A 26,968-nucleotide genomic window follows, 5' to 3' on the forward strand; every position below is an offset into this window, starting at 1 on the left:
AGGTTAACCGCCGTCAGAGAGAGCCGGGCGGCGTCCGCGCCGCCGGCGGGCCAGAACGATGACGGCGACCACCGCTGCTGCCAGCAGCACTACGACGGCGATGCCCAGCGGGGACCCGGCGGCCGCGGCCAGCCAGGCGTTGAGGGCGGCCAGGCCCACGGTGGCGTACAGCACCGCCCACAGCACCGAGCCGACCACGACGGCCGGCAAATACCTGCGCAGCGGCATCCGGCCAAGGCCGGCCGTCGCGTTTACCGCGGTCTGGACGCCCACCGTCAGGAAGCAGAGCGCGACGGCGAGGGCTCCCCAGCGGGCGATGAAAGCCTCCGCGCGGCGCATGGCCGGCGAATCCAACTGCCGGACCAGACGGGTGTGCCGCCCGCCGGCGGCCACTCCCCTGCCGGCCCAGTACGTGGCGTTGGCGCGCAGCATCACGATCACGAACAGCGCGCTGACCGCGTATCCGAAGGGGAGGCTGGCGATGTGCTCCATGTCAGGCCGCAGGCACCGACCGGTGCGCGGCGTGCACAGCGCCCTTCAATTCGGCGTAGAACGGTCTGCCCACGATGGTCTCCTCGGGAGTCGGCGGATGTTCACTTCCGCGGACGGCGCACGCTGTCCGTCGCGAACAGCAGTTTACGCTTACCTGGCGCCGGGCAGTCGGGGAATGTCCATGGCCGCAGCCGGGGTCGTCGGGGGGAAGGTCAACGCCCGCCGCCGGGCCGCCGGGGAATCCCGACGGCTGCCGCCGGACACGTCCACGCCAACAACGACGGCGCCGCACGCCTTCCCCGGTGCGGGCCGGGAAGTGTCTTACGCTGTCCCCATGGCCCAGCTGACTCCCCGCACCACCGATGCCCTCCCGGCCGCCCAGGCGCAGCGGCTGCAGCGGGCGCTCGACGAGAGCGCCGACGTGACCGTCTTCGTGAACGGCACCACGGTGAAGCTGCCCGCCCAAGCCGCGGACGCCGTCGTCGATATGCTCCGCCGCTTTGCCCACGGCGATGCGGTGATGGTCAGTTCCGCCGTCGAACTGTTGAACACCTCTCAGGCGGCGGAGGTGGCAGGCGTGTCGCTGACCTACATGCGGCGCCTGACCGACGCCGGGACCATTCCGGTCCAGTACCGCGGAACCCACCGGCGGATCCTGCTCTCCGACGTGTTGGCCTGGCTGGAGACCCGGACCGCCGCACCCGACGCAGGTTCGGCGGACACCGCCTCCGCTGCCGGTTAGGGGACTCTTCCCGCCTGGCCCGGGGAATCCGCGCCCTGCGGCATCCTCTTCTCCGTCGGCCGCCGGCTGCGGCCGGCACCCGGGGTGCACAGCCGGCACGATCACCCCTAGGCTGGGTGCCACGGGCCCGGGACCGGGTCCTGAAGGACAACCAGAGGAGACTGTGACCGTGGCCGACCTGCTTGCTCCGCTCGTGACCCTCCGCAACGGGGCCAAGATGCCGCTGCTGGGACTGGGAACCTGGCCCCTGGACAATGCGGAAGCCGCCCGGACGGTCGAAACTGCGCTCAACCTGGGCTACCGGCTGTTCGACACCGCGGAAAATTACCGGAATGAGGAAGGTGTCGGCGAGGGGTTCCGCCGCAGCGGGCTTGACCGCTCGGAAGTCTTCATCACCACCAAGTTCAATAAGCAGTGGCACAGCGTCGACGGCGCGCGGCAGGCCTGCGAGGCCAGCGCCCGCCGGCTGGGCGTCGACTACGTGGACCTGCTGCTGATCCACTGGCCGAACCCCGGGCAGGACCGCTACGTAGAGGCCTTCGAGGGGCTCACCACTTTGCTGGAGGACGGGAGCGTGCGGGCCATCGGCACGTCCAACTTCAAACCAGCGCACCTGCAACGGCTGTTCGACGCCGGGCTGGTACCCGAGGTCAACCAGATCCAACTGGATCCCCGACACACCCGCGGGGATCTGGTGGAGCTACACCGCCAGCGCGGCATCGTCACGGAGTCCTGGAGCCCGCTCGGGAAAGGCGGGGACCTGCTGCGGGAGCCGGCGGTTCAGTCGCTGGCCGGCAAGTACGGCAAGAGCCCGGCCCAGATCGTGCTCCGCTGGCACACCCAGCTGGGGCATGTGCCCATCCCCAAGTCCGCGCACCCGGACCGGCTGGCCGAGAACTTCGCCATCTTCGACTTCATGCTGGAGGCCGGCGAGCTGGCGCGGATCTCCGCCTTGGACCGGGGCACCGCGGACATCACCGACGCGGACATTTTCGGCCACTAGGCGGCCGCTGGACGGGCGCGGCGGCGCTGCTTCGGCTCGGCCTGCCCCCGCCCGCAATAATATGCAAAGGAATGAATCCTGACGGGTCTGTGTTGCGCGTAGTGACACCGGTTGTAATTCGACGGTGTCCACCGCAGCCGGTCGTCGCGCTGGGATAAGCGCAACGGCGGGCTGGAAGCAGTACAAAGGAGACATTAATGACTGTGCAGGACAAGGTCGCTCTCGTAACCGGCGCCGGCCAAGGCATCGGGCGGGCCATCGCTCTTCGTTTGGCCGAAGACGGCTTCAACGTCGCCATCGCCGACATCGAACCGCAGCGCGCCAAGGGCGAGGCGGTCGCGGCGGAGATCAAAGGCCTCGGGCGCAAGTCCGTTTTCGTGGCAGCCGACGTTGCCAAGAGGGACGACGTCGTCGCGGCTGTCGACACGGCAGCCGACCAGCTCGGCGGATTCGACGTCATCGTCAACAACGCAGGCATTGCCCAGGTCAAGCCGGTTCTTGAAATCAGCGAGCAGGAACTCGACCAGATTTTCAACGTGAACGTCAACAGCGTGGTCTGGGGCATCCAGGCTGCGGCCGCCAAGTTCGAAGAGCTCGGCCACGGAGGCAAGATCATTTCGGCTGCCTCCATCGCGGCCATCCAGGGCTTCCCGATCCTCAGCGCCTACTCCGCCTCCAAGTTCGCCGTGCGCGGCTTCACGCAGGCGGCGGCACAGGAGCTGGCACCCAAGGGGATCACGGTCAACGCCTACGCGCCCGGCATTGTCGGAACGGGCATGTGGGAGCTCATCGACAAGGAACTCAGCAAGATCAACGGAAAGCCGATCGGCCAGAACCTCAAGGAGAACGTGGAGGGCATCGCCCTCGGCCGGATCGAGACGCCCGAAGACGTGGCAAAGATCGTGTCCTTCTTCGCCGGCCCCGACTCCGACTACGTCACCGGCCAGGTGCTGCTGGTAGACGGCGGCATGCTCTACAACTGATTAGGGCATGCGGGCGTGCCGTCCGCATCACGGCGTGATGGGTGGAAACAGCCCAACCGCGAAGAAAGGATCAGGCCGGAGCGTTGGGGGTCGCTCCGGCCTGATCCTGTTGGGGGAGGAATGATGTGGGCACCGACGCAGATGCCGGCGGACGTTCTCCTATTGCCACGCCTGGTCTGCCCACGCGGCGTCGCGCGAGTAGTTGCTGCCGGTGAGGTTCCAGAGGTCATCATCCTGGGCGTGCGCACCCAGCACCCCGACCTGATCCAGTGATGATGCTGTTCCTTCGTTCTTGACATCCGGATCCTTGATGGATTCGGGTCCAATCGACGAGAAACCGAACGGGCTCATTTTGTCCTCTTCTCCAACAACGAGGATTCGACTTCCGGCGACCAGGCCCTGGCGTAGACGCCGAGTGCCGCCTCTTCCCACGTCGTGAACCCCAACCGGTTCATCAGCAGGTGGGCTTGGGAAAACGTCAATTGCTGCGCGCTGCGGCTAACGCGCGCCCGGTCCGCCCGGTACAGGTACGAGTCAAGGGTCCTGATCCAGCGGCGGCGCCAGTTCTGGACGCTGCTTTCGTCCGCTGTCGCTGCCATCAGGCGGTGCATCGGTGCGGTGCGGGCAACCAGTCCTGCGGTGAGGCTGTGCCGCGCCTTGGGAGCCGAACGGCCCAGCTCGGCAGTGGATACCCGAAGATGGTTGTCCCAGCAGTAGTCCCAGGACAGCCTGCCGCGGTCCGGCCACTGTTGCGCCTTCGGCCCATACATCATGGCCCACGCCGCGTCGCAGAGGAGCAGGGAGGCGAGCGCCGAACGTCCTTGGGCCTTGCTGAAACGCTGCGTGGCCCACATGGCCAGTTCGGAGGAAAGTTCGAATACCTCCTCCGCGAGCTCCAGCCCATCGGGTCCCCCAAAACGGTCCAGGTCCGCTTCGGGCACGGGGACGGCGGCATCGGCCGGCGAGAGCTGAATGGAATCCCCGCTGCCGAAAGGCAATACGAAGCTTTCCTGGGTCGTGATGCCTGGAAGGATGTCGAGGACCCGGTCCCGGGCCGCCAACTCGAACCTTTGAAGGCTGTCGAGGATTGGGCGGCGGCCCAGGAACCGGACCTTCAGGTGAGGCCCCATCTGGTCGGCACTGTGGTTGAAGTACCAGCGGCCCACGCCTTCGCGGCGAGCGTGGGCGACCAGCGGTGTAACCAGTTCTCCTATGACTGCGTCGACTACGTCCTGCCTACCCGTGTAAATAGACAGAACCCACCAGTACGATTTAACGTTCACCGAACTTGTTGGGCGGATGGCTGTCAGCTGGCTCATGCGCTACTCCTGGTTCGATGTTCTGGTGGTTGGGGAGGGATAGCCGGCGTCATCCTGGTTACGGAATCAGCACAATGCCGATGAGATGGGGCGGCTTTTTACCAGTCCCAGATATAGGCGGAAGCGGTGGCGTTTTCAGAATGGGGAACCGGTCCTAGATCGGCGGCTACTGCCGGAGTGGCCGCAGAGACCGCCCCCAAAGCAACCAGCAGACCTGCCGCGATGCTTGCGATCTTCTTGAACATGTCATTCCCTTCACATGGCTTAGGTTCGTACAGTGACAAATCCAGCCGGGTTGCTCGCCCCCGACATGTTCAAGAGTTCCGTGCTTCTGCTCCGCCTGTCCAGCCAAACTCGTTGCAACATCCGGACATGCCATGATCGTGCCTCACGGCTTGTGCTGTCACGTTCCGGACAGGTGGTCAAAACCGCCTGCCGCCCCGAAAATCCGGGGAAAGGAGCGCCTCCCAAAGATCGTCACTCAAAGGCCGCGAGGTGATGGCATAATGTGGCCATGGCAGGAAGTGGCCGGTCATGAAGGACGCAAGATGGGCCGAAGAAGTGCTTTAGACTGGCCAAAGAGCGGCCGCACCGCACATGAAACAGCAGGCCCTGCGTGATACGTAAATGGATCAACCGGAGGAGCGCCCTATGCTGAGCGGGACGGCATTCGAGGTCTATGAATACGCCGTGGCCCACCCCGGCTGGACCAAAGAAAGCATGTCCACGGCGCTCGGCTACACCATCCGCGACCTAAACATCGCCATCGGCGAACTGGTCAGCAGGCAATTGCTGCAGCAGCCGGCACCGAATGTCGAATGCTATGTCGCCATCTCCCCCGACGTCGCCCTGTCGCAACTGGTAGATTCCGACGAGCGGCTGCTAATTGACCTGCGCACCAAGATCAGCGGGCACCGTGCGGACATGGCGGCCCTCGTGCCCACGTACCTTGCAGCCCGCAAACGGGTGTCGCTGGACTCCTCCGTGGAGGTCCTCGAAGACCCGGGGGTAATCCGCAAGCTGCTGGTGGACTACGGCCGGGACGTTTCCGAGCAGGTGCTGATCAGCCAGCCGGGCTCCGGGGCCTCCGCCGATGTTCACGAAGAGGGCATTCAAAAGGACATCGAACTGCTCAACCGCGGGGTCGTGCGCAAGAACATCAGCCACGCCAGCACCCTGGACCACGTGCCCACACGCAAGGCGGTCGCCGCGATCTCGCCGGCCGGCGGCGAGTACCGAACCCTGCCCTACGTTCCGCTCAAGATCATGATCTTCGACCGCAACCTGGCCCTAATCGGGCGCCAACTGCATCCGGAAGACCGCGGCGCGCTGGTGGTGCGCGACTTCAACCTGATCCAGGTCTTCATCAACCTGTTCCACGTGGCCTGGGAGCTGGCCGATCCCTACGTCTTGGACGGGCAGGAAAACGGCGCCTCGGATCTCAACGGCATCCAGCACTCCATCCTGAACGCCATGGCCGCCGGGTACTCGGACGAGGTGATCGCCCGGAGGCTGGACATCAGCGTCCGCACCTGCCGGCGCCACATTGCCTGGATGCTGGAGCAGCTCGGCGCGGAAAGCCGATTCCAGGCCGCACTCAAGGCCCGGGACGCGGGCTGGCTCTAGCCCCGGGCAGCACTAATAGAAAACTTCTGTTTCCTATTCCGTAACGCCCCGGGCTATCCTGTGTGAGTGACTTCACAGGATGCAGACCTTTCCGAAACCCTGCCCACCGAAACGGAAGTGGCGCTGGAACGCGCCACTGCGGCGCACCGGCACCAGCACCTGTTCTCCCAGCGCGCCGCCAACATCAAACAATCAGCCGTCCGCGACGTCTTCGACATCTCGATGCGCCCCGGGTTGGTTTCCTTGGCCGGCGGCAACCCCTACCTGCAGTCTCTGCCGTTGGAGAAGATCGCCGGCATGGCGCAGCGGCTGATCTCCGAGCATGGGATGACCGCCCTGCAATACGGCGGCGGCCAGGGTACCCAGGACCTGCGGCGGAAGATCTGCGAGGTCATGGCGCGCGAAGGCATTACGGGCGTGGATCCGGAGAACGTCGTCGTCACGGCGGGTTCCCAGTCCGCCCAGGACGTGGCCGCCAAAGTCTTCTGCAACCCCGGCGACGTGGTGCTGTGCGAGGATCCCACCTACGTGGGCGCGCTGAACACCTTCGAGGCCTACGAGGTCCAGGTGGAGCCGGTGTTGATGGACGAACACGGTCTCGTCCCCTCGGAACTCCAGCGCCGCATCGAAGAGCTGCAGGGCGAGGGCCGCAGCATCAAATTCCTCTACACCATCCCCAGCTTCAACAATCCCTCCGGCATCACGCTGGCCGCCGAGCGCCGGCAGCAGATCGTGGACATCTGCCGCGAGGCCGGCGTCCTGGTGCTTGAGGACAACCCCTACGGCCTGCTGCGCTTCGACGGCGAGCCCTTGCGGCCGCTGCGCGCGGACAATCCCGACGACGTGGTCTACCTGGGTTCCTTCTCCAAGATTCTGGCACCGGGCCTGCGGATCGGCTGGGCGCTGCTGCCCGACCACCTGCAGCGGAGCTTCTACCTGGCCAACGAGGCCGTCACCCTGTGCCCGCCGACCCTGAACCAGATGCTGATTTCCGCTTACCTGGACGAACACGACTGGGTGGGGCAGATCGATACCTACCGCCGGTTGTACGCCACCCGATGCGCCGCCATGTTGTCGGCGCTGGACGAATTCATGCCCGACGGGGCCACCTGGACCGAACCCGACGGCGGCTTCTTCGTCTGGATCACCCTTCCGGAGGGCGTCGACACCTACCCGCTGCTCTACGACGCGATCGAGGCGGGCGTGGTCTTCATCCCGGGGGCGGCGTTCAGCCCCTCCGAGGAGCCGTCACGCCAGCTGCGGCTGGCTTTCAGCGCCGTGCCCGAAGAGGCCATTCGCGAGGGCGTGCGGCGGCTTGCGCCCGTCCTCGCAAAGGCTATGGCCGGCGCCGGTTCTTGAAATAGCGGTAGTACGCGTAGCGGCCGGCAAAATACAGGCCGATCACGATGAGGATCCGCAGGATGGGGTGCAGTCCCGGCATCAGCCAGATCATGACGTAGCTGAGCAGGAAGACGGCCGCCATGGCCCACAGGGTGCCCTTCCAGTCGATCCTGGGCACGCCTGAGTCGTTGCGCTGACCCGAGGGCCTGTTGTTACTCATGCTCCCAGTCTTTCACAGCCGGAACGCCACCCTTGGTGGTCCGTCAGGGCAGGAGGTCGTTAATCGCTGCAGAGCGGATCCCGGACGCCGTCCTCCGAGTAAACACCACGGCCGCGGTCAGGCGCCGACCAGGATGCCGTCCAGGTCGGCGTGGACCGTGGCGCCCGGCCGGAACAGCACGCCACCGATCTCGACGGGAACGTCTGCTTCCCCGCTGGCGTCCTTGGCACTCTTCCGCGGGTTGCTGCCGAGCGCCTTGACGCCGAGCGGCAGCCGCGCGAGGGCCGCCCGGTCCCGGATCGCCCCGTTGATAATTACCCCTGACCAGCCGTTGGCCACGGCGGCCGCCGCGATCATGTCCCCCATCAGGGCCGTCTCCAGCGAACCGCCGCCGTCGACCACCAACACGGCGCCGTAACCCGGGGAGTTGAGGACGGATTTCACCAGCCCGTTGTCCTGGTAACACCTGATGGTGCGGACCGGCCCGCTGAACGACGCCCGGCCGCCGAAGTTGCCGAACTGGAGCGACAGCGACGCCAGTTCGTCGCCGAACTGGTCGTACAGATCCGCCGTCGGGATCACTGTAGGTTCTGCCCCGTGGGTCGCTGCGTTGTTCGCTGTCTTAATCACCTGATGGTGCTCCTCCTCGCCACACCGCGATCATAACCAACCGCGGCCCGGCGGGCATCCGCGCGCGGGACAGAGTCCCTCCGGCATGCGGCGGCGGCGCCGTTAACCCAGCATGCCGCGGCGCACCGTCAATCCAGCAGCAGCGCCGGTTCTTCCATGATCGCGGCGACGTCTGCCATGAACCTGGCGGAAAGGTCGCCGTCCACCACGCGGTGGTCGAACGACCCGCCCAGCGTGGTGATCCAGCGGGGAATGACTTCGCCGGAGACGACCCACGGTTTCTGACGGATGGTGCCGAACGCGACGATGGCGACTTCGCCCGGGTTGATGATCGGGGTGCCGATGTCGATTCCCAGCGCGCCGATGTTGGTGATGGAGAGGGTGCCGTTCTGCATGTCGGCGGGCTTGGTTTTGCCGGCACGGGCCGTGGTCGCCAGGTCGTTGAGGGCTACCGCAAGCTCCTTGAGCGAGAGGTCCTGGGCGTCCTTGATGTTCGGAACCAGCAGGCCGCGGGGGGTGGCGGCGGCAATGCCGAGGTTCATGAAGTGCTTGACGTGGATCTCGTCGCCGGACTCCGTCTCCACCCAGCTGGCGTTGACGTTCGGGTTGCGCGCGGCGGCCCAGATGACGGCCTTGGCCAGGATGAGCAGCGGCGAGACCCTGACGCCTTCGAAGTCGCGGGACTTCTTCAGCCGCTGGACGAACTCCATGGTCCGCGAGGCATCCACATCCACGAAGATGCTCACGTGGGGGGCGCTGAAGGCCGACTCGACCATGGCCTTGGCGGTCGCCTTGCGCACGCCCCTGACCGGGACCCGCTCGATCCGGTTGTCCAGTCCCTTGCGCGGGGCCCAGAACGTCGGCGCAGCCGCCTGCTCGGCCTCGCGCTGGGCCTGGTAGCTGAGCAGATCCTGCTTGGTGACCTCGCCCCCCTTGCCGGTGGGGGTGATGTCCGCCAGGTTGATGCCCAGGTCCTTGGCGGCCTTGCGCACCGGCGGCTTGGCGAGCACCCGGGTCAGCAGCCGGGTGACGGCTGCCTGGACGGCTTCGCCTCGGGCATGCCCGGCACCGGCGGCGGGAGCGGCCCCGGGAACCGCGGAGTCGTCGTCGGCGGGAACCGGGGGCACGTGCTGGGCCTGGCCGTGCGGCTCGGGCAGCTGGATCTCCGCGGCGGGTGCGTCCCCGCCGCCCGAGCGAGCCGCGGAAGGGCGCGCCGCCGTCGTCGTTGTGGGAGGGGACGCGGACGCACTGCCGCGGCGCGGGCGCCGCCGTACCGGATCAGCCTTTGGGCCGGAGCCGACCAACGGCCCGCCCTCGGCGGTGGCCTCGGGCACGGGCTGATCCGGAACGGGGGCCGCGGGGCGCGCCGGAGCGGCAGGCTGCTCCGGGACGGCCGACTGCCGGGCGGCGCCTTCGGCGGCGACGGCGAAGATCGGGGTGCCGACCTCCACGGTCTGACCCTCCGGCACGAGCAGCTCCGACACCACGCCCGCGTAGGGGCTGGGCAGCTCGACCAGTGACTTGGCCGTCTCGATCTCCACGATGACGTCGTTGACCGCCACGGTGTCCCCCGGCTTGACCTTCCAGGACACGATTTCGGCTTCGACCAGTCCCTCGCCGACATCCGGGAGGTTGAAAATCTGCGTGTTCGACATGGAAACTCCGATATCAGTAGGCGAGCGAACGGTCGAGGGCCTCGAGCAGGCGGTCGATGTCCGGCAGGTACTGTTCCTCCACCTTCGCCACCGGGTAAGGCATATGGAAGCCGCCGACGCGGAGCACCGGCGCCTCCAGGCTCAGGAAGGCGCGTTCGCCGACGCGCGCGGCGATTTCCCCGCCGATGCCGCCGAAGGTCGGGGCTTCGTGGGTAACGATCAGGCGCCCGGTCTTCTCCGCCGACGCGGTGATGGTGTCGAAGTCGATCGGGGAGATGGAGCGCAGGTCGATGACCTCCACGCTGTTGCCGTCCTCTTCCGCCGCCTTCGCCGCGGCCAGGGCGACCGGTACCAGCGGGCCGTAGGCGACGATCGTCGCGTCAGTGCCTTCGCGGACCACCTGCGCGCTGAAGGCGTCGCGGCCGGCCGATTCGGTGTCCACCTCGCCCTTGAGCCAGTAGCGGCGCTTGGGTTCGAAGATGATGACCGGGTCCTGGCTCGCCACTGCCTGCTGGGTCATCCAGTAGGCATCGTGCGCGTTCGAGGGGGTGATGATGCGCAGGCCGGGAGTGTGCGCGAAGAGCGCCTCCGGGGACTCCGAGTGGTGCTCGATGGATCCGATGCCGCCGCCGTAGGGGATGCGGACGACGACGGGGGCCGACAGGAGTCCGGAGCTGCGGGTCCGGATCTTGGCCAACTGGGTGGTGATCTGGTTGAACGCCGGGAAGACGAAGCCGTCGAACTGGATCTCGCAGATCGGCCGGTAGCCGCGGAAGCACAGCCCGATGGCGGTGCCGAGGATGCCGGACTCGGCCAGCGGGGTGTCGACCACGCGGTCGGCGCCGAACTCGGCCAGGAGTCCTTCGGTGACCCGGTAGACCCCGCCGAGCTTGCCGATGTCCTCGCCCATGACCAGCGTCTTCGGATCATTGGCCAGGGCCTCGCGCAGCCCGCTGGTGATGGCCTTCGCGATCGTCATGGTGGTCATCAGCGGGCCTCCCCGGCGGCGTTGTCTTCGGTGGCGTAATCGGCGAAACCGGCCTGGTACTGCCGGTGCCATTCCAGTTCCTCGCGGACCAGCGGGTGCGGATCGGCATAGACGTTGGCGAAGTGGTCCTCGAAGTCCGGGGCCTCCATGGCCAGGACGTCGGCGCGGGTGGTTGCGGCGAGCTTGTCGCCTTCGGCGGAGACCTCGTCGAAAAATTCGTCGCCGGCAGTGTTGGTGCTGCGCAGGTACCGTTCCAGCCGGAGCAACGGGTCGCGTTCCCGCCAGCCCTCTTCCTCGGCGGCCTCACGGTATTTGGTCGGGTCGTCGGCGGTGGTGTGGGCGCTCATCCGGTACGTGAACGCCTCGATCAGCACGGGCCCGTTGCCCGAGCGGGCATGTTCAGCGGCCCAACGGGTGACCGCGTGGACGGCCACGACGTCGTTGCCGTCCACCCGGACGCCCGGGAAGCCGTAGCCGGTGGCACGGTTGGAGAGCGGAACGCGGGACTGAACTTCCGTCGGCACGGAGATGGCCCAGTGGTTGTTCTGGCAGAAGAACACCACCGGCGACTGGTTGGAGGCGGCGAACACCATTGATTCGTGGACGTCGCCTTCCGAGCTGGCCCCGTCGCCAAAGTACGCAACGGCCACGCCGTCGTCGCCGTCGCGCTGGATGCCCATGGCGTAGCCAACCGCATGCAGGGACTGGGCGGCCAGCACCAGCGTGTAGAGGTGGAAGTTCGTCTCCCGCGGGTCCCAGCCGCCCTGGCTGACGCCTCGGAAGAGCTTGAGCACGCGGGACAGGTCCAGGCCACGGGTGAGGGCGACGCCGTGCTCCCGGTAGGTCGGAAACACATAGTCCTGCGGTTGCAGCGCGCGGCCGGAGCCGATCTGTGCCGCTTCCTGCCCGAGCAGGGGTGGCCAGAGCAGCAGCTGGCCCTGCCGCTGCAGGGCGGTGGCTTCCTGGTCGAACCGGCGGACCAGCGCCATATCGCGGTACATGCCGCGCAGCGTCTCGCCGTCGAGGTGGGCTGCGTAGGGGCTGTACTTCGCATCGTCCCGGACGGTTCCGTCTGGGGCCATCAGCTGCACCAGCGCGGGCGCGTCCGAGGGGTCGCTGGATACCAGCGACTGTTCCAGTTCTTCGATGTCGAATTCCGAGGCGGGCAGGTGCTCAGCGCCCATACGAACTCCTCGCCGATCCGCTGCCCTGCGGCAGAGATCTTCGCTGTTCATATATGCCGGGCCGGGAATACATTCCTGACCCGGCATATATCTGTCGTTTATCTCGTCCTAGCCTAATGGCAGGTGCCGTTCGGACCGGTCACATTACCGTCAGGAAACGCCCGGGCCGTTTGTATAGTTCTCACAGAGCGCCAGGAAGCGGCTGTTGGCTTCGACTTCACCGATGCTGACCCGCACGCCCTCGCCCGCGAAGGCCCGCACGGACAGTGCCTGCCGGCCCGCCAGCTCCGCGAACTCCTGCGCCCGATCGCCCAGCGGCAGCCAGACGAAGTTGCCCTGCGTCTCCGGGATCTTCCAGCCGAGCATGTTCAGCCCGGCGACCACGCGGTCCCGTTCGTCGACGAGGCTTTGTACCCTTTCTACAACTTCGTCGTAGTGGCGCAGCGAGGTGATGGCCGCATGCTCGGCCAGGCTCGATACGGCGAACGGGGTGGCAGCCACGCGCAGGTGCCGGGTGATCTCCGGCTGCGAGATGGAATAGCCCACCCGGAGGCCGGCCAGACCGTGGGCCTTGGAGAAGGTCCGGAGCACCACCACATTGGGGTACTTCTTGTACATGGCCACGCCGTCCACCACCTCCGGGTCGCGGACGAACTCCGTGTAGGCCTCGTCGATGACCACGATGATGTCGTCCCGCACGTTGCGGACAAAGCCTTCCACTTCCGCCGCCGTCAGGGCCGGTCCGGTCGGGTTGTTCGGCGTGCACAGCAGGATGACCTTGGTCCGGTCGGTCACGGCATCCAACATGGCGTCCAAGTCATGCGAGCCGTCGGATTGGTTGGGAATCTGCACGCTGCGGGCACCGGAGAGTCCGACCATGATCGGGTAGGCCTCGAAGGACCGCCACGCGTAAATTACCTCGTCTTCGGTGCCGTCCTCGTGCTGTCCGGCAAACGTCTGCAGGATCTGCACCAGGGCGCCCAGGCTTCCGGCGCCGGTGACCACGTCGTCGGCGGGGACATTCAGGAACCGGCCGAGTTCGGTCCGCAACGCGGTGCACAACGGATCGGGGTAGCGCATGATGCCCGTCGTCTGCGCGTTCACGGCTTCCAGCACGGCTGGCAACGGAGGCAGCGGGTTTTCGTTGGAGGACAATTTGTAGGACTGCAGTCCTTGGATCGCAGCCGGCGGTTTGCCGGCAGCATATTTGGGCAGCCTGTCGAGCACGGGCCGGGGGTGGATTTGGCCCGACGCACCTGCTGCCGGAACCGCAGCTTCCTTGATGGGGTTCTCAGGAGGAGTCATGCCTTAAAGGATACGTGCGCCGTTGACCGGGTTTTCCGCGCCGCTGCGGCCTGGATGTGGCAGCATACACGCATGGGAAAGTTCATTGTGCGGGTCCTCGTCAACGCGTTGGCGCTGTGGGTGGCGAGCTGGATCCTGCCCGGCCTGGCCATCGAGGCCTCCGCAGCGGCCGACGTCGCCGGCAACGAGTCCCTGGGCACGGTGCTGGCCTACCTTTTCGTCGGTCTGATCTTCGGCCTGGTCAACGCTATTGTCCGGCCGATAATTTCCTTCCTCTCGCTGCCCGTCACCATCCTGACGCTCGGCCTGTTCACCATCGTGATTAACGCGCTGATGCTGGTGTTGACGGCCTGGCTGTCCAGCTTCACGCCCGTCGAATTCGTCGTCGACTCCTTCTTCTGGACGGCGATCCTCGGCTCGCTGATCATCAGCCTGGTCTCGCTGGTAGTGGGCACCCTGACCCGCACCCGCTGACTCGCCGCTGACTCCGGTGCGGCACCTACCCCTGCCCGCCCCGGCCTGCCGGCAGCGGTCCCTTCCGGCGGCCCGGTATGGCCGCGCGGGACGGCTTTGACCCGTCAGGCTGCGACCGGCGCAGGCTGAACAGATGCTGCCGGGCGGTGCCGCCAACGAGCGCAGCGCCCAGGAATGCTGTCGCCTCGCGCACCGACGGATCCGGGCTCGCGTCGATGTTGCGGGCCGCCCGCACGTAGTTCCCGAGGTCATGCCCGGGTCCCAGCCCGGCGCCCTCGCCGGCAGGGGTGGCCGCGGGATTGGTCAGGGTCACGGTGACCCGTTCGCGCCGGTCCGGATTCGGCCTGGCGTCGGTGCCCGGCACCCAGTCCTGGACGTGTTCCAGGTGAACGCTCCGGACGCCCGGGCCGGGGTTGATGCCGGCCACCGGCGAGCCGGCCGTCAGGACGAAGCCCACGTTGTGGTTGGCCAGGAAGGCCGGATCGGCGGCCAGGTTCATGGCGTGGATGCCGCCCTGGCTGTAGCCGACCAGCATCACCAAATCCTCTGCGTCGGCGCCGGCCTCCCCGAGCGCCTGCGACACGGCGGCCGAGACGAACGCGCTCCTGCCTGCGACAGCTTCGGCGATGCCGGTCTCATCGAACGGGTTGGCGGTTGCCTCGGCCGAGCCCGCGGCCTGGGTGCCCGGCAAAGCGACCACCCACCGCTTCCGGCCGCCGGGGGCGGACACTTCGAGCACCTCCACGGTGCCGTCGCCGGCGCGGTCCGCGCTGGCCGTCCGGTGGAGCAGCCCGGCCAGGGAAGCCGGCGCGGGATCGATCTCTTCGGCCGCCGGGGCCGCGCGTGCAACCTCGATGGCGCCGGCCCGGAGCAGCCCCGCCTGCCGTGCCGCGGCGACCAGCAGCGGGGCCAGGTGTTCGGTGGCCGGGTTGTTCCACGGACCGCCCTGCCGGCCGTCCCGGAGCAGGATCCCCGCTGCCGGGCCGCCCAGGGCTCCTGCCACCGCTGCCGGGAACTGGCCGAGCAGCCGGTCGCCGCCCGCCCGGGTCGGCAGCCCCTCGTTGGCGGCCATGCCGAGCGGAACCGTCGCCCACCAGGTGGCCGAGTCGACCGCCTGCAGCGCGGCGGAGACGGCCTGCTCGGTTGCCAGGTAGGTTCCGTGTGCCAACCGCACCTTTCCGGCCAAAACCCCGGCGCTGTCCGCAAGGGCCGCCAACGATCCCGCTGCAGCCTGGACTGCCGTTTCGGCCGCCCACCGCTCCGGCAGCAGCGTCCAGCGCGGATCGGCCAGCGGCAGTTGCACCGACAGGAGCTGGCGCCACAGGTCCCCGATGGTGGCGGCGGCCGACTCCAGCCGGACGGCTGCCGAAGCCAGCTCCTGCCACTCAAACGTGACCCCGCCGATGCCGCCCGTAACCCGATAGCCGGCGTACCGGCGATACCCGGCGCCGCCTTCCCACCACCGGGCTCCGCCGGGCAGCCAGTCGTCGTCAGCCACCGTGCATCTCCGGGACAGGCCGTCCGGGTCCCGGACGTCACGGGCGGGGGCCGTACATGGCGGCCGCCGCTGTTTGGGCCGCGTCGGCAGCCGCCTCTGCCGCACCGACCGCCGCTGCCGCGAGCCTGAGCAGTTCTGCCGCTTCCGCCATCCCGGTGCGGTACTCGTGCAGCCGCTCCCGGAAGGCCTTGCCGGCTGGCGAGACCCAGGCCGCGGCCGCGCCGGCCAGGTCCGCCCGCACGGCCAGCAGTTCCTGCTCACAGGAAAGCAGCCGGCCGGGGGCCGGCCCCCATCCCGGGTCCGCCGGGTCGCCCGGCCCGGCCTCCGCCGTCGCCGTTTGCCAAAACATCACCGTGGCCTCCTTTGCGCCTCGACTTCCTCCGAGGCTAGGGCGGCGTCGTCCGCGGGGCCTGACGCAGACCGGCCATGTGCATGAGGGAGGACGCGGCGCTTCTGTGCAGGCGAAGTCACCCGGGAAGCGGCGGCATGGGACATGAAAGAATAGGGCCATGGCTGAAACTTCCCGTGTTCCCTTGGCAGAAGTCACCCCCGCTATCGCGCTCGGTCCGTTGGACGGGCGGTACCACCAGGCGGTTGCGCCGCTGGTTGACTACCTCTCCGAAGCCGCGCTGAACCGCGACCGCGTGCATGTGGAGGTGGAGTGGCTGATCCACCTGGCCAACCAGTCCGTACTGCCCGGGGCGGGACCGCTGACCGGGGAGCAGCAGTCGGCGCTGCGCAAGATCGTCACCGACTTCGACGGAAATGCCGTGCGCGAACTGGCGGAGATCGAAGCCGTCACCGTCCACGACGTGAAGGCCGTGGAGTACTTCATCGGCCGCCGGCTCGGCCAGCTGGGCATCGAGAACCTCACCGCCATGGTGCACTTCGGCTGCACCTCGGAGGACATCAACAACCTCTCCTACGCGGTGGGAGTGAAGGGGGCCGTGGAACACGCCTGGCTGCCGGCCGCCCGCGCCCTGGTCGAGCAGTTCGCGTCGATGGCCCGCGAGCACCGCGACGTGGCGATGCTCTCGCGCACCCACGGACAGCCCGCCACCCCCACCACGCTTGGCAAGGAGCTGGCGGTCATCGCCCACCGCCTCACCCGCCAGCTGGACCGGATCGCCCGCACCGAGTACCTGGGCAAGATCAATGGAGCCACCGGCACGTATGCGGCGCACTACGCTTCTGTTCCCTCGGCGGACTGGCAGGCCGTCTCGAAGAGCTTCGTCGAGGGCCTCGGCCTGACCTGGAACCCGTTGACCACCCAGATCGAGTCGCACGACTGGCAGGCCGAGCTCTACTCCGACATCGCCCGCTTCAACCGGATCCTGCACAACGCCTGCACGGACATCTGGAGCTACATCTCCATCGGTTATTTCGCGCAGATCCCCGTCGAAGGAGCCACCGGCTCGTCCACGATGCCGCACAAGGTCAACCCGATCCGCTTCGAGAACGCCGAGGCGAACCTGGAAATCTCCAACGGCCTGCTGGACACCCTGGCGGCCACCCTGGTCACCTCCCGCTGGCAGCGCGACCTCACCGACTCGTCCTCCCAGCGGAACATCGGCGTCGCCTTCGGGCACTCGCTGCTGGCCATCTCCAACGTTGCCAAGGGCCTGGACCGACTCAGCGTTCCCGCCGAGGTGCTGGCGGCGGACCTGGACCAGAACTGGGAGGTGCTCGGCGAGGCCATCCAAATGGTCATGCGTGCCGAGGCCATCGCGGGGGTCGAAGGCATGGAGAACCCGTACGAGCGGTTGAAGGAGCTCACCCGCGGCCACCGCGTCGACGCCGAGCGCATGAAGGAGTTCGTCTCCGGCCTCGGCCTGTCCCCGGACGCCGAGAACCGCCTGCTCGCGCTCACCCCGGCCAACTACAACGGCATTGCCGGCAAGCTGGTGGACCACCTGCGCTGACCCTCCCATGGTTCTGCCGACGACGGCGGCCGGTCACCTTCCGCGGGGAAGGCGACCGCCGCCGTCGTCGTCTGCAGGACCATGGCCATGGCCCGGATCAGTGACCCCACTCACCAAATTCGTCGTTTGGCCATGGGTGGGTCTAGAGTCATTACTACGCCGCGGGGTGGAGCAGTTCGGTAGCTCGCCGGGCTCATAACCCGGAGGTCGTAGGTTCAAATCCTACCCCCGCAACGAAAAAGGCCCTCTGACTAGGGATTATCCCGGTCAGAGGGCCTTTGTTTTTGTTGGATACTATTCGGCTCCGTTCTAGACTCCGGTCTAGCTTTTAGCAATCCAGCAAGACCCTATCGTCCGCAGTCGAAGGAAGCTCAACGGCGGATAGCTGGTTGGAGGCCTGAAGCGGTTCCTCGCTAACCTTGTGCGGGGCTTGTGAGCACCGACGCTGATGTCTTAGATGAGCAGCAGTCTCTTGGGCGTAGGGCCCAAGCGTCACCGCCAGATCTGCCACGGCCATGTGGGTTGCCCTCGCGACACTAAGCCCGCCTTCGGCACTCACTGCGCTAGTTGAACTGGAAAGTCCGGTACGAAGACCTCACGCTGAAACGGTGTCCTTCCTTCCGGCGGTGAAGAAACCCAGAGATTGTGTCAACGTCATCGGGGCGCATCCCAAGCTGGCGACACTTAACTCGCACTTGCTCGACTGTGATGGCAGCCCAGCGGTCCGGACGATTCATCATGTCTGCCTTGAGTTTGTCCTCCTCGTTCCACTTCAACCCGGATGAGCAGCCTGCCGTCATGCTCGCGATGTGCTCTAATATCCCGTCGACTCCGTTCGGCAACGGCTCAAGCTTCTCCTCGCGTCTGTGAGGCGCGACAATTCGGCCTGGGAAGAGTTGGAGCGGTTCGGTGTCTTCAATCCATTCGGCGGTCTCATTCTTGTTCCACTCAATGACTGCGATTGCATCAGCTTCGCTGTTCCAGATGTGGTTCAGACGCTTGCGGTCAGGCCATGCGTAGAGCACGCGCTGGCCGTCAAATGACCTGCTAATAAACCCTCGCCACGCATAGTGCGTAACCCCCGGCCGTGCAATCAGTCGCTTCAGACTTTCACCCTCAAAAGCACGCTGCGGAGTTACGACCACGATGGGACCGCCGGGCTGCTTTAGCAGCCAGTCCACCGCCCGAACATCTTGCGATTCGCGCGAATCGCCATCGCCAAGTCGCGACACTGCGATGGGGACTGATGACATGCGGTGACTCCTCTAATTGATTTGCTGGCATCAGGCTATCGGTGACTTCAGACACTTTCGCTGAAAGACAATCGGTCGCAACCGCATCTGAGTACGTGATGACGCACTGCTCAGTGAGCGCTTCGACGCGATGACAGTAAAGGAAAGCCCCGGAATTCCGGGGCTTTGGTGACTTCCGACCGGCGTCGACCCGGTGGCCTTTCGAGTAAGAATACGGTTCTATCAGGCGTTTCTGCGGGGTACCACACCTTTGATCATCCCTAGTCCACGGCGCTTTCTGCTGTCATCGGCTTTCGTCGACTGTCATTGAATGTGCGGAATAGATGCGAGGTTTGGTTACCGTCTCAGGCTCGCGCACAGTCAAAGATCGAGTATTCTGTCCGGTCGCCGGTACCTTGGGATGTGACCCGAGAAGAACTCAACACGTGCCGTTGGCGCGAAGGAGAGCCGGCACATGTTTTCGGACAGAAGTGGCATACCTGGAACCATCACTTGGCGTGATGCGCAACTGATGGTGGCGGCAGCTCGATGAGCGGCGCCGTTCTGCCGCTCTCATTGATGAATCGCGATCGATTCTTAGCACTCTTCTACGACCCCGAGCGGTTCGACATACACCTGAAGACAATCCTGCGCCTTCATGTGCTTCGCGTCGACGGCGGGGATTTCGCGGTAAAGCCTCTCTTCAAGGAACTGGTGAATAACAGCATCAGTTATGTGCTTTCCCGTCAGAATCTGGAGAAGATGCTCGACGATCCGAGCCGCATGGGCGAGTTCTTCAGGAAAACACAAACGCAGTTCAAAGCCCCTGACTCCACCGCCGGTGAGGGCGGCGAACTCCTCCTTTACTCCTTCCTTGAAGGACATCTGGGCGCGCCGAAGATCCTCTCAAAAATGGAACTCAAGACCTCGTCGGAGCACTACGTCCACGGCACCGATGGCGTGCACCTGCTTGAGGTCTCGGAAGGTAACTACCAGCTAATATTTGGCGAGTCGAAGATGTACGGGGATACCGCGGGCAAGGTCGGATCGAGCGCGCGGCGCGGTGTGAAGGCTGCCTTCGAATCTATAGGGAAGGTCCAGGAAGACGACTTCGACTTCGATACCTGGCTAGTGGAGTCAGAACTCTTGAAGGAGAGCCTCAACGGCGAGAAGGTTGACCTCCTCGCGTCGATTCTTTTGCCACCCGCATCAGAGACGCCAGCGATTAAGAAGTCGAACGCGTTCGGAGTATTCATTGGCTTCGAGCTCGACGTGACGGCCTACGCTTTCGCAGATCACACGGCCGAGGAAATCGAGGCTCATCTGCGTAAGCTCGCGCTATCGACGATAACCGCTGAAGTGGAGACCATCAAGACCGAGATCCAGAACCGCGGGCTTGGCGGATACCAGTTTCACATCTATGCAGTTCCCTTCTTGAAGCGGAACATTAATGGCGCTGTGCGGGGAATCGAGGACATTCGCATCGATCTCGCTTCTGAGCTGAGTGGCAAGAACCTGCGCCCGCCAAAGGAGAAGAAAAAGAAGTGACGTCGCGTACCGCCGCTGACCGACTCAGCGAGATGATCGTCGAGCGCGAGGACTTCCGGGCTGCGTATGAAAACCTTGAACGCGCAGTCGCCGAGTCTTTCCTTTCGGGCGAGGTAGCCCAAGCTATTGACCCGATCCAGGCAAAGCACCTGCTCCGCTACGCGGACGTGCTCTCCCACTCAGGCGACCCTCGGCATCGAGAACTCGCCTACACTACTATCGCCCTCCTTCGGGAGTATGACTCCTCCACAGGCTTCGGCCAGGAGCTGAGCGACCGAGTGCTCGCAGTTGCCGAGGCGGTCCTCGTGCAGCTCGGCAATTTCCCCGGGATCCGCACGCTTCAGAAGGGTGTGGGCAGCCGCTACGCGTTGCCGCTTTCGCGGGGCACACTGCGCATCGCGAAGGAGGTGTTGCAGCGCACCAGCAAGGTGATCAACGGCAACCCGTTGTCAGGGATGTCGATAGATCTGAGGAGTTCGAAGCGGGTCAGCAGCAAGAGAGGCGGTCAGGCCCTGACGAAGGATCAGTACGCCGCAGTCCTCGACTACCTCCTGGCGCTCGATCCAGCCGAGGGCCAGACCAAGCCGAGACGAGGACGCTGGTCGCTCGCGGACCGTATCGCCAAAAGACGAAATGCCATTGAGCTCACCCTGTTGCAAGCGACCACGGGTCTACGCGTATCGGAAGCCAATGCACTTACCTGGCAGCACATCGACACCGACGACGACACTCTCCACGTGACGGTGACGGAGTCCGTCTCCAAGACACATAGGCCTCGCCGGGTGCCCGTCCTGGACACTCGGGTCGCAGAGCGCCTGCTGGCACGGCAGAACGCAGCAGTAAACGATTCGGCGCACGTCATTGGTGCGCCGACGGACCAGATGATTGCCTGGCACCGCGACAACTGTCAGAAGGCAACCACGCCGCTCTACATCGAGCTGGGCGAGTCGCTCATATCGAGCTTCTGCAGACGGCCCGGACGCATGTCTGGCGTGCGACGCTGAACTCGCTGCTGCTCGATCAGGTGCCTGAGGTGGTCCGGGCGGCCTTCTTTGGACACGACACGGCGGTGAACCGGGCCGCGTACACCGACCTCGCGGACACCTCCAGCATGGTCAACGCCGCACGGAGGCTCCGGGCAGTCTAGTTTTCCGCGCAAAGAAACTGTTGGCACCGGTGTGGAGCACCAACTGCCCGATCAGCATGTGTCACTTAGTGACAGGGCAGTTGGAGTCTCGCCATTCGTCAACTCCGGTGTCTCCAGCGTTTTACAGCCGCTTCGGCGGCGTGCAGTGCGCCTCAGTGCTGGATAGATGCAGGGGTTCGGTAGCAGTCTCAAACGCGTCAAATATATCGTGTGACTTCTCCGCGTCCATCTGAAGTCCGTCAGTACAATCATCGCCGAGCCCTGCCGGAGGCGGAGCGGCGGGAACTTCCTTCGCTCGAACCAATTGCCACAGCACCCGAACCGAGGGCGTCGAGTGAAGGGCGAAAATCGTGCAGACAGTGTCTGCACGGGCGCCTGAGACAATTAATTTGCATAATCACGGTAATCGGCGTGAAAAGCAGTGGAGTTGAAGCAGTTGCGAGGCAATGATGGCCACGGGCGCGAGCTTGTACATCGCAGCAGCAACAACCTCCCGGCAAAACACGCCGCGTGTCTAACAGTCATTCGGTCCCCGAAGCCGGAACATTCCATGGGCTCTAAGAGGGTCTTATAGGAACCCACGGCCGCCTACTTGCGGCCCGTCCATGAAAGATAAGCAGAACGGACTACCAACCGGACTAGACTTCTGCTGTGCAGAAAATGAGCATCGTGAAGAAGCCCGGCTATGCCGTGGACTCCGTCGACCGGGCGCTGCAGTTGATCATGCTTCTCCAGGAGCGGGACTGGCTGCGGATCACCGACGCGGCCAAGGCTCTGGACGTGGCCCCGTCCACTGCCCACCGGCTCATGGCCATGCTGGTGTACCGGGGTTTCGCCTTGCAGGATGACCAGCGGCGCTATTGCGCCGGTCCGACCCTGCGCGCCGACCCCGCCGCCGACCCTGCCCGGAGCGCCGTCTCGATCGCCCGCCCACACCTTGAGGCGTTGGCACACTCGGTGCGCGAAACTGTGAACCTCGTTGAGTGGGTCGGCGTCACCGCTCGCTACCTGTTCACGGCCGAGGGCCCTCAGTTGCTCCGGGTCGGCAACCGCACCGGCACGGTCCTTCCGGCGCACCTCTCCTCCGGCGGCAAGGCCATCCTGGCCACACTGCCGGAGCCGTCGGTCGCGCAGCTCTACACCGGCCGGCAGGCGCAAAAAACCGGCGGCAGCCTCGCAGCGGCGGAACTGGAAGGCCTGCAGCGCGAACTGGCGGAAGCACGGACGCAGGGGTATGCCGTCAATCTCGGGCGCACCGAAGCGGACCTCGCTGCCGTCGGCGCACCGCTGGCAACCGCAGGCCGGCCCGCCGCCTTGGCCGTATCGATCAGCTCGCCGTTGTCCCGCGCCGGCGCTATCCAGAAACCGCAGGTCATCCAGGCCCTCCAGGCCAGCTGCGAAGCAGTGTTGCGCGAACTTCAGGACGACGGCGTACTGCCCACCACATAGCATTCTGCTGCACAGAATCTCTTGGCTGATCCGTGGCGCCAATCACTACGATGTGATGCGACACGACAACATCCGGTCCCGGGCACGGCCCGACAAACCACCAGGAGCATCATGCAGTTTTATCTAGACGGCTACCATCCGGGCGATCCTGAACTCCGGCCGGCTGCGGAAAACCGCACGGAAAGCCAAGGCGGAATGCCGGAAGAAGTGGATATCCTGGTGGTCGGCACCGGACCGGCCGGGGTTGTGCTGGCCGCCCAGCTGGCCGAGTTCCCGGGCATCACCACCCGCGTGGTGGAACGGCGGGAAGGCCCGCTGGCGCTGGGGCAGGCCGACGGCGTGGCCTGCCGGACAGTCGAAATGTTCAACGCCTTCGGTCTGGCCGAGCGCTTGGTCCGGGAAGGCTATTGGGTCAACGAAACGGTGTTCTGGCGGCCGGATGACCAGGACCGCTCGGGGATCGTTCGCAGCGGACGGGTCCAGGACGTTGCGGACGGGCTGTCCGAGTACCCGCACGTGATCGTCAATCAGGCCCGGATGCAGGACTACCTGCTGGAGCACATGCGCAAGTCCCCCAGCCGGTTGGAACCGGACTACGGTCTGGAAGTCACCGGCGTCGAGGTCGAGGGATTGGGCGACTACCCGGTGCGGGTGACCATGCGCCGGACCGACGCCGACAACCCGTCGGAAGAGGTGACCGTCCGCGCCAAGTACGTGGTGGGATGCGACGGCGCACGCAGCTCCGTGCGTCGGTCGATCGGCTTGGAACTGCGTGGCGACGCCCGCAACCATGCCTGGGGCGTGGCGGACGTCCTGGTCGTCACGGATTTCCCCGACGTACGTTTCAAGGCCGCCATCCAGTCGGCCCAGGATGGCAACATCCTGCTTATCCCGCGCGAAGGCGGCTACCTGATCCGGCTCTACGTGGACTTGGGCGACCTCGATCCGGCCGACCGTGAGGCCCGGCAGCGGTTCACCTCGGACATGATCATCGAGGCGGCGCAGCGGATCCTGCATCCCTACACGTTGGAGGTCAAGGACATTGCTTGGTGGTCGGTCTACGAGGTGGGCCAACGCATTGCCGACCGGTTCGACGACGTCATGCCGGAAGAGCGCGGCCAGCGTACCCCGCGCGTCTTCATCGCCGGCGACGCCTGCCACACGCACAGCGCCAAGGCGGGCCAGGGCATGAACGTCTCGATGCAGGACGGCTTCAACCTGGGCTGGAAGCTCGCGGCCGTTTTGGAAGGCCGCAGCCCCGAGTCCCTGCTGGACACGTACTCCGGCGAGCGCCACGCCGTGGCCCAGGAACTAATCGACTTCGACATCCGCTGGTCCAAGACCGTCAGTTCCCGCCCGAAAGACCCGAACCGGCCCGACGACGAAGGCCTGGAACCGGCCGAGCTGGAACGGCAATTCGTTGAGGCCGGCCGCTTTACCGCCGGCTTCGCCACCGACTACACGCCGTCAATGATCACCGGCGAGGACACCCACGAGCATCTGGCCAAGGGCTTCCCGATCGGCGAGCGGTTCCACTCGGCCCCGGTTGTCCGCCTGGCCGACGCCAAACCCGTGGGGTTGGGCCACGTCGCACAGGCAGACGGCCGCTGGCGGATCTACGCCTTCGCCGACTCCGCCCACCCCGGCGAGGCAGACTCACGGCTGGCCGAACTGTGCCGGTTCCTGGCCGACTCCGAAGACTCTCCGGTCCGGCGATACACTCCCGCCGACGCCGACGCCGACGCCGTCTTCGATGTCCGCGCCGTCTTCCAGCAGAACCACCGGGAACTGGACGCCAACGACGTGCCATCCTTCCTGTTCCCGCAGAAGGCTCCCTTTGGGCTGAAGGACTACGAGAAAGTCTTCACCCCCGACCTGAAGTCCGGGGATGACATCTTCGACCAGCGCGGCATCGACCGCCAGCAGGGCGCCATGGTGGTGGTCCGCCCAGACCAGTACGTCGCCCATGTCCTGCCGCTCGACGCACATCGGGAACTGGCAGACTTCTTCGCCGGGCTCATGCTGGGCTAGCCCGGGGTATTCATGAGTGAGGCGCTATAGACAAGGAAAGGGTGCTCTGGGCCGGGAAATGTGGTTTTCTAGACCCTTACCCTGCCGAGCGAAAAAGCACCTTCCGGTGGCCAGTCATACCCGTGCTTCTCGTCCGTGCCGGTCGGATTCACTGGCCAACCGCTGACCTCCCAGCAGAGCTCGGTGTCCTGACCGGCTTCATGGATGCCTTACAATTCGGCAGGCTCTGCCAGGTCACTGCCTGGATTCTGCTAGCCCTTTGAGCCTCATCGTTTCGAACCGTCATGCCGTTGAGCTGCCCCGAAAATTGGCGAGCAGCTCAACAGCAAATTAGTTTACCGGGCCTGGGACCAGACGCCGTCGCAGGGGTTGCACTGGTATCTGGAGGCGAGCCTAGGACAGCAAGAACCTAGCGTTCGAGTCCTCCGTGTTCCAGCGTCCTGCCTTGCCGCCCTTGCTTGGCCATCTTTGACGTCTTGGCCATTGATGGTTTCTGTGCGACGGCGGCTGAGGGGTGGGCGCCTTGGGGACTGCAGGAGCCGAGAGTTGACGGCTTCCCGGTCGCCCTTGTCGTCCAGGCTTTACGCGAGTTACTGGCGCCGTTCGGCGGTATCCCAGGCCGGTTCGCTTCTGTCTGCCGGTCCCGGCGGTTGGTGGCGGCAACCGCTGCGCCGGCCACCGCCTCATCGATGCTAGCCGCCAAAGACTTAGTTCGCACTGCTTGTTCCAACGAAAGAGGATATTCGTGTCCCAGCTCCAGCCCGGCATGCCCGCTCCGGAGTTCACCCTCTCCGATGCCGACGGCAAGAAGGTCTCACTGTCCGACTACGCGGACCGGAATCTTGTGGTCTACCTCCGCACCAAGGCCGCCACTTCCGCCTGCACCACTGAGGCCTGCGACTTCCGCGACAACCTCAACTTGCTGCAGGCCGCCAACTACGACGGTATCGGCATCTCGCCGATGCCATCCAGGCCTTCAGCGACGCCGAGGGCCTGACCTTCCTGCTGCCTTCCGATCCGGATTTTGCCGTAGCTCAGGCGTACGGCTCCTACGGCGACAAGACACTCGGCGACAAGGTCCTCCAGCCGCAGGGTGGCGATTTCGCGCAGCTGTGGCCCTACCACCGCGATCTCTTCTTCCGGCGAGTGGTCCAGCCGGCTGGTGAGCTGCGCCAGGATCTCCCCGCGCTGCGGCCCGCGGCTCGGATCAGAAAGACGCGCCCAAACTTTTCCTCGCAGGCCAGGTTCATCCGGCGCAGTTCCTCTTAGATTGCGGCGTCATGTGAGACTCCGGTGTTGAGTAGCGAACCCGTGAACGCTAGCCACATCACCACCCACGTCCTCGACACCGACGCCGGCAGGCCCGCGGCCAGCGTCAAAGCCGTGCTGGATGCGCAGAGGGCGTCAGGATGCAGGAGATCGCGGCAGGGCGCACGGACAGCGGCGGCCGGATCAAGAACCTTGGCCCCGAGGCCGTCGACGCCGACGTCTACCGGATCAAGTTCGAGACCGGGGCCTACTTCCCGGCGGCGGAAACGGAGACTTTCTATCCGTCCGTGGAGGTGGTCTTCGAGGTCAAGGACCCGGCTATCCGTTCAACCTGCGGCGACCGCCCTTCGAATGCTCTGCGCTGCGGCACACGAGGTGGTCTTCGGCCAGAGCCACTGCTCGGCGTCTCGGTGACTGTCGGACCGTCGGTTGCCACGTGGCCGGTTGCGCCAGGGACGGTGTCGAGCCAGGCGGCGCGGTTGCCATAGCGGTTCACTTACGGGCCGTGACCCACCGGTAGGAGCCATGTTCCCAGTGTTTCAGCCGACGTTGGGATGTCACGGCTGTGAAAGTGAAAACCAGCCAAATCGCACCCGAATCGTGTGAGACCGTCAGGACCGGTCCTTGCCGGAAATCCAAAAGGTCATTCACCTGGAGACCGGTTTCTTCGAATAACTCTTGACGAGCTGGCTGTTCCAGGCTAGCACCGTCTTTTACGAATCCCGTGATGCAGCCCCAGAGACCGCTATCGTGACCAAGACGTGAACTCCTTTGGAATAGTGCAATCCGGCCCCGCCACTCGATTACTGTGGCGATAACGGCGTTTCCTATGAGGACGCCGGCGGCTGCGGCGGGAGGAGCCCCGGGCCCCAGGACTGATTGACTCTGCTCATTTTCCTATCCTTTAATT

Annotated in this window: 29 protein-coding genes and 1 tRNA gene; 15 read left to right on the forward strand and 15 right to left on the reverse strand. The window is 65.5% G+C overall.

Annotated elements, in window-relative coordinates; genetic code table 11:
* Positions 1-3 precede the first annotated feature (3 nt).
* Entirely contained in the window at positions 4-492 is a 489-nt protein-coding gene (locus AC5RVV_RS08930; protein ID WP_494000969.1) for a DedA family protein, read from the reverse strand.
* A gap of 334 nt (positions 493-826) precedes the next feature.
* On the opposite strand from AC5RVV_RS08930, the gene AC5RVV_RS08935 reads away from it, so the two are divergent.
* From AC5RVV_RS08935 to AC5RVV_RS08945, 3 genes are all read left to right on the forward strand, one after another.
* Positions 827-1,234: a helix-turn-helix domain-containing protein gene (locus tag AC5RVV_RS08935; RefSeq protein WP_494000970.1), complete on the forward strand. Its 408-nt coding sequence runs from the start codon at positions 827-829 to the stop codon at positions 1,232-1,234.
* A 169-nt stretch (positions 1,235-1,403) separates the two neighbouring features.
* Entirely contained in the window at positions 1,404-2,237 is an 834-nt protein-coding gene (locus AC5RVV_RS08940) for an aldo/keto reductase (protein WP_494000971.1), read from the forward strand.
* Positions 2,238-2,434: 197 nt separating this feature from the next.
* Positions 2,435-3,220, forward strand: a complete 786-nt coding sequence (locus AC5RVV_RS08945; protein ID WP_494000972.1) for an acetoin reductase — start codon at positions 2,435-2,437, stop codon at positions 3,218-3,220.
* Between the two features lie 159 nt (positions 3,221-3,379).
* On the opposite strand, the gene AC5RVV_RS08950 is transcribed toward AC5RVV_RS08945, so the two are convergent.
* The 3 genes from AC5RVV_RS08950 to AC5RVV_RS08960 all read right to left on the reverse strand — a co-directional run bounded on the left by AC5RVV_RS08950 (position 3,380) and on the right by AC5RVV_RS08960 (position 4,784).
* Positions 3,380-3,571, reverse strand: a complete 192-nt coding sequence (locus AC5RVV_RS08950; protein WP_494000973.1) for a hypothetical protein — start codon at positions 3,569-3,571, stop codon at positions 3,380-3,382.
* Entirely contained in the window at positions 3,568-4,539 is a 972-nt protein-coding gene (locus AC5RVV_RS08955; protein ID WP_494000974.1) for a lantibiotic dehydratase C-terminal domain-containing protein, read from the reverse strand. The genes AC5RVV_RS08950 and AC5RVV_RS08955 overlap by 4 nt, the downstream gene beginning before the upstream one ends.
* Before the next feature lie 98 nt (positions 4,540-4,637).
* Positions 4,638-4,784: a hypothetical protein gene (locus AC5RVV_RS08960; RefSeq protein ID WP_493979969.1), complete on the reverse strand. Its 147-nt coding sequence runs from the start codon at positions 4,782-4,784 to the stop codon at positions 4,638-4,640.
* 406 nt (positions 4,785-5,190) lie between these two features.
* Here AC5RVV_RS08960 and AC5RVV_RS08965 point away from each other — a divergent pair, with 406 nt between their 5' ends.
* Positions 5,191-6,165 carry a helix-turn-helix transcriptional regulator gene (locus AC5RVV_RS08965; protein ID WP_494000975.1) on the forward strand — a complete coding sequence of 325 codons (975 nt, stop codon included), beginning with the start codon at positions 5,191-5,193 and terminating at the stop codon, positions 6,163-6,165.
* Between the two features lie 66 nt (positions 6,166-6,231).
* Positions 6,232-7,524: an aminotransferase-like domain-containing protein gene (locus tag AC5RVV_RS08970; protein ID WP_494000976.1), complete on the forward strand. Its 1,293-nt coding sequence runs from the start codon at positions 6,232-6,234 to the stop codon at positions 7,522-7,524.
* On the opposite strand, the gene AC5RVV_RS08975 is transcribed toward AC5RVV_RS08970, so the two are convergent.
* From AC5RVV_RS08975 to AC5RVV_RS09000, 6 genes are all read right to left on the reverse strand, one after another.
* Positions 7,502-7,726, reverse strand: coding sequence for a hypothetical protein (locus tag AC5RVV_RS08975; protein WP_494000977.1), 225 nt, complete (start codon positions 7,724-7,726; stop codon positions 7,502-7,504). The genes AC5RVV_RS08970 and AC5RVV_RS08975 overlap by 23 nt on opposite strands.
* 117 nt (positions 7,727-7,843) lie before the next feature.
* Complete coding sequence (gene rraA, locus AC5RVV_RS08980; protein ID WP_494000978.1) at positions 7,844-8,356, reverse strand: ribonuclease E activity regulator RraA; 513 nt, start codon at positions 8,354-8,356, stop codon at positions 7,844-7,846.
* Positions 8,357-8,484: 128 nt separating this feature from the next.
* Complete coding sequence (locus AC5RVV_RS08985; RefSeq protein WP_494000979.1) at positions 8,485-10,011, reverse strand: dihydrolipoamide acetyltransferase family protein; 1,527 nt, start codon at positions 10,009-10,011, stop codon at positions 8,485-8,487.
* A gap of 13 nt (positions 10,012-10,024) precedes the next feature.
* Positions 10,025-10,999 carry an alpha-ketoacid dehydrogenase subunit beta gene (locus AC5RVV_RS08990; RefSeq protein ID WP_494000980.1) on the reverse strand — a complete coding sequence of 325 codons (975 nt, stop codon included), beginning with the start codon at positions 10,997-10,999 and terminating at the stop codon, positions 10,025-10,027.
* Positions 10,999-12,183: a pyruvate dehydrogenase (acetyl-transferring) E1 component subunit alpha gene (gene pdhA, locus AC5RVV_RS08995; protein ID WP_494000981.1), complete on the reverse strand. Its 1,185-nt coding sequence runs from the start codon at positions 12,181-12,183 to the stop codon at positions 10,999-11,001. The genes AC5RVV_RS08990 and pdhA overlap by 1 nt, the downstream gene beginning before the upstream one ends.
* A gap of 150 nt (positions 12,184-12,333) precedes the next feature.
* Positions 12,334-13,488 (reverse strand): histidinol-phosphate transaminase, encoded by a 1,155-nt coding sequence (locus AC5RVV_RS09000; protein ID WP_494000982.1) that lies wholly within the window; start codon positions 13,486-13,488, stop codon positions 12,334-12,336.
* Positions 13,489-13,560: 72 nt separating this feature from the next.
* Between AC5RVV_RS09000 and AC5RVV_RS09005 the strand changes: the two genes are divergently transcribed.
* A complete protein-coding gene (locus tag AC5RVV_RS09005) occupies positions 13,561-13,962 on the forward strand; it encodes a phage holin family protein (protein WP_494000983.1) in 402 nt (133 codons plus the stop codon).
* Between the two features lie 25 nt (positions 13,963-13,987).
* On the opposite strand, the gene AC5RVV_RS09010 is transcribed toward AC5RVV_RS09005, so the two are convergent.
* Both AC5RVV_RS09010 and AC5RVV_RS09015 read right to left on the reverse strand, forming a co-directional pair.
* Complete coding sequence (locus AC5RVV_RS09010; protein WP_494000984.1) at positions 13,988-15,460, reverse strand: hypothetical protein; 1,473 nt, start codon at positions 15,458-15,460, stop codon at positions 13,988-13,990.
* Between the two features lie 37 nt (positions 15,461-15,497).
* Positions 15,498-15,812: a hypothetical protein gene (locus AC5RVV_RS09015; protein WP_494000985.1), complete on the reverse strand. Its 315-nt coding sequence runs from the start codon at positions 15,810-15,812 to the stop codon at positions 15,498-15,500.
* Between the two features lie 157 nt (positions 15,813-15,969).
* Here AC5RVV_RS09015 and purB point away from each other — a divergent pair, with 157 nt between their 5' ends.
* On the forward strand, positions 15,970-17,382 hold the full coding sequence (gene purB, locus AC5RVV_RS09020) for an adenylosuccinate lyase (protein ID WP_494000986.1): 1,413 nt from the start codon (positions 15,970-15,972) through the stop codon (positions 17,380-17,382).
* Positions 17,383-17,542: 160 nt separating this feature from the next.
* Positions 17,543-17,616 (forward strand) — tRNA-Met (locus AC5RVV_RS09025).
* A 329-nt stretch (positions 17,617-17,945) separates the two neighbouring features.
* On the opposite strand, the gene AC5RVV_RS09030 is transcribed toward AC5RVV_RS09025, so the two are convergent.
* On the reverse strand, positions 17,946-18,635 hold the full coding sequence (locus AC5RVV_RS09030; protein WP_494000987.1) for a hypothetical protein: 690 nt from the start codon (positions 18,633-18,635) through the stop codon (positions 17,946-17,948).
* Between the two features lie 528 nt (positions 18,636-19,163).
* Between AC5RVV_RS09030 and AC5RVV_RS09035 the strand changes: the two genes are divergently transcribed.
* The 6 genes from AC5RVV_RS09035 (at position 19,164) to AC5RVV_RS09060 (ending at position 25,786) form a co-directional block, all read left to right on the forward strand.
* Complete coding sequence (locus AC5RVV_RS09035) at positions 19,164-20,162, forward strand: HamA C-terminal domain-containing protein (RefSeq protein WP_494000988.1); 999 nt, start codon at positions 19,164-19,166, stop codon at positions 20,160-20,162.
* Positions 20,159-21,166, forward strand: a complete 1,008-nt coding sequence (locus tag AC5RVV_RS09040) for a tyrosine-type recombinase/integrase (protein WP_494000989.1) — start codon at positions 20,159-20,161, stop codon at positions 21,164-21,166. The genes AC5RVV_RS09035 and AC5RVV_RS09040 overlap by 4 nt, the downstream gene beginning before the upstream one ends.
* Positions 21,167-21,186: 20 nt before the next feature.
* Positions 21,187-21,309, forward strand: a complete 123-nt coding sequence (locus AC5RVV_RS09045) for a hypothetical protein (protein WP_494000990.1) — start codon at positions 21,187-21,189, stop codon at positions 21,307-21,309.
* A gap of 660 nt (positions 21,310-21,969) precedes the next feature.
* Positions 21,970-22,758: an IclR family transcriptional regulator gene (locus tag AC5RVV_RS09050; protein ID WP_494001313.1), complete on the forward strand. Its 789-nt coding sequence runs from the start codon at positions 21,970-21,972 to the stop codon at positions 22,756-22,758.
* A 111-nt stretch (positions 22,759-22,869) separates the two neighbouring features.
* Positions 22,870-24,789, forward strand: coding sequence for an FAD-binding monooxygenase (locus AC5RVV_RS09055; protein WP_494000991.1), 1,920 nt, complete (start codon positions 22,870-22,872; stop codon positions 24,787-24,789).
* Positions 24,790-25,534: 745 nt separating this feature from the next.
* Entirely contained in the window at positions 25,535-25,786 is a 252-nt protein-coding gene (locus tag AC5RVV_RS09060; protein WP_494000992.1) for a redoxin domain-containing protein, read from the forward strand.
* Here the strand turns inward: AC5RVV_RS09060 and AC5RVV_RS09065 are convergent.
* Entirely contained in the window at positions 25,726-26,028 is a 303-nt protein-coding gene (locus tag AC5RVV_RS09065) for a 2-oxo-4-hydroxy-4-carboxy-5-ureidoimidazoline decarboxylase (protein WP_494001314.1), read from the reverse strand. The genes AC5RVV_RS09060 and AC5RVV_RS09065 overlap by 61 nt on opposite strands.
* A 170-nt stretch (positions 26,029-26,198) precedes the next feature.
* On the opposite strand from AC5RVV_RS09065, the gene AC5RVV_RS09070 reads away from it, so the two are divergent.
* A complete protein-coding gene (locus AC5RVV_RS09070) occupies positions 26,199-26,546 on the forward strand; it encodes a hydroxyisourate hydrolase (RefSeq protein ID WP_494000993.1) in 348 nt (115 codons plus the stop codon).
* Positions 26,547-26,550: 4 nt separating this feature from the next.
* On the opposite strand, the gene AC5RVV_RS09075 is transcribed toward AC5RVV_RS09070, so the two are convergent.
* A complete protein-coding gene (locus tag AC5RVV_RS09075) occupies positions 26,551-26,931 on the reverse strand; it encodes an NUDIX domain-containing protein (RefSeq protein WP_494001315.1) in 381 nt (126 codons plus the stop codon).
* Between the last annotated feature and the right edge of the window lie 37 nt (positions 26,932-26,968).

The sequence above is a fragment of the Arthrobacter sp. MDT2-34-1 genome (assembly GCF_059091365.1).

Coding starts and splice junctions, on each gene's coding strand:
- AC5RVV_RS08930 (WP_494000969.1), bottom strand. CDS start 492: ATGGAGCACATCGCCAGCCTCCCCTTCGGATACGCGGTCAGCGCGCTG.
- AC5RVV_RS08935 (WP_494000970.1), top strand. CDS start 827: ATGGCCCAGCTGACTCCCCGCACCACCGATGCCCTCCCGGCCGCCCAG.
- AC5RVV_RS08945 (WP_494000972.1), top strand. CDS start 2,435: ATGACTGTGCAGGACAAGGTCGCTCTCGTAACCGGCGCCGGCCAAGGC.
- AC5RVV_RS08950 (WP_494000973.1), bottom strand. CDS start 3,571: ATGAGCCCGTTCGGTTTCTCGTCGATTGGACCCGAATCCATCAAGGAT.
- AC5RVV_RS08955 (WP_494000974.1), bottom strand. CDS start 4,539: ATGAGCCAGCTGACAGCCATCCGCCCAACAAGTTCGGTGAACGTTAAA.
- AC5RVV_RS08960 (WP_493979969.1), bottom strand. CDS start 4,784: ATGTTCAAGAAGATCGCAAGCATCGCGGCAGGTCTGCTGGTTGCTTTG.
- AC5RVV_RS08965 (WP_494000975.1), top strand. CDS start 5,191: ATGCTGAGCGGGACGGCATTCGAGGTCTATGAATACGCCGTGGCCCAC.
- AC5RVV_RS08975 (WP_494000977.1), bottom strand. CDS start 7,726: ATGAGTAACAACAGGCCCTCGGGTCAGCGCAACGACTCAGGCGTGCCC.
- AC5RVV_RS08985 (WP_494000979.1), bottom strand. CDS start 10,011: ATGTCGAACACGCAGATTTTCAACCTCCCGGATGTCGGCGAGGGACTG.
- AC5RVV_RS08990 (WP_494000980.1), bottom strand. CDS start 10,999: ATGACCACCATGACGATCGCGAAGGCCATCACCAGCGGGCTGCGCGAG.
- pdhA (WP_494000981.1), bottom strand. CDS start 12,183: ATGGGCGCTGAGCACCTGCCCGCCTCGGAATTCGACATCGAAGAACTG.
- AC5RVV_RS09000 (WP_494000982.1), bottom strand. CDS start 13,488: ATGACTCCTCCTGAGAACCCCATCAAGGAAGCTGCGGTTCCGGCAGCA.
- AC5RVV_RS09005 (WP_494000983.1), top strand. CDS start 13,561: ATGGGAAAGTTCATTGTGCGGGTCCTCGTCAACGCGTTGGCGCTGTGG.
- purB (WP_494000986.1), top strand. CDS start 15,970: ATGGCTGAAACTTCCCGTGTTCCCTTGGCAGAAGTCACCCCCGCTATC.
- AC5RVV_RS09030 (WP_494000987.1), bottom strand. CDS start 18,635: ATGTCATCAGTCCCCATCGCAGTGTCGCGACTTGGCGATGGCGATTCG.
- AC5RVV_RS09035 (WP_494000988.1), top strand. CDS start 19,164: ATGAGCGGCGCCGTTCTGCCGCTCTCATTGATGAATCGCGATCGATTC.
- AC5RVV_RS09050 (WP_494001313.1), top strand. CDS start 21,970: ATGAGCATCGTGAAGAAGCCCGGCTATGCCGTGGACTCCGTCGACCGG.
- AC5RVV_RS09055 (WP_494000991.1), top strand. CDS start 22,870: ATGCAGTTTTATCTAGACGGCTACCATCCGGGCGATCCTGAACTCCGG.
- AC5RVV_RS09070 (WP_494000993.1), top strand. CDS start 26,199: ATGCAGGAGATCGCGGCAGGGCGCACGGACAGCGGCGGCCGGATCAAG.